The sequence below is a fragment of the Mesotoga sp. HF07.pep.5.2.highcov genome (assembly GCF_003666285.1).
Classification (GTDB): domain Bacteria; phylum Thermotogota; class Thermotogae; order Petrotogales; family Kosmotogaceae; genus Mesotoga; species Mesotoga prima.
Genome location: NZ_JFHJ01000154.1, coordinates 1 through 725, shown reverse-complemented (window position 1 = coordinate 725; position 725 = coordinate 1). Strand labels below are relative to the sequence as shown.

At 49.1% G+C, this 725-nt stretch carries 1 protein-coding gene and 1 pseudogene; both read right to left on the bottom strand.

Going from position 1 to position 725, the window contains the following annotated elements; translation table 11 throughout:
- A pseudogene (locus tag BG32_RS02985) lies at nucleotides 1–335 on the bottom strand (carbohydrate ABC transporter permease); the annotation flags it as partial.
- Nucleotides 336–344: 9 nt separating this feature from the next.
- The coding region (locus tag BG32_RS02980) for a carbohydrate ABC transporter permease (RefSeq protein WP_147434807.1) at nucleotides 345–725 on the bottom strand (381 nt) is incomplete at its 5' end.

The window sequence follows — 725 nt, the reverse complement described above, 5'->3', positions numbered from 1 at the left end:
AGCGCAGCCTTGCCTCTGAATTCGAACTTCGCAAGCGCGAAGCCTGCCATGGAGGAAACCAGGACCGTAAGAACTATGGTTGAGACTGAAACGAAAAGGCTGTTCATGAGAGCCCTGCCAAAGTTGAGGTTGACAAATATATGTACGAAATTCTCCAGCGTCGGTTGAGTCGGAATGAAACTCTTCCAGGTCAGAGGATTGGCGTACTCGTAGAGCGGACTGGCAGGCCTCAAAGCGGATGCAACGACCCAGATGAGTGGGATCAGAAAGAAAAGACTTATAATGCCGAGAACGGCAAAGAGAATAAGTGTTTTCCAAAGGCTTCGCTTCTTCATGATTCCACCTCAATACTCGAATCGAGCTCTTGTAAACCTCAGCTCGAAGAAACTGAAAACAAGGATGATTCCCAGCAAGATCGTAGTGATCGCAGAGGCCCTTCCCATGTCGAGATTTACGAAGGCGCTCTTGTAAGACTCGTACATCAGGAGATTTGTCGAGCCCATGGGGCCGCCCTTGGTAATTATGTAGACCGGCGCGAAACTAAGAAAATTGAAGGCCGTATTTGCGACGAGAACAAATGAAATGGTCCTAGTAAGCAGAGGCAACGTTATCTTGAAAGTCTTCCTCAGAGTTGAGGCCCCGTCGATCTCGGCAGCTTCGTACAGCGTCTCGGGAATGTTCTGCAATCCTGCAAGGAAGTACATCATCCAGTAGCCCGAGCTTCT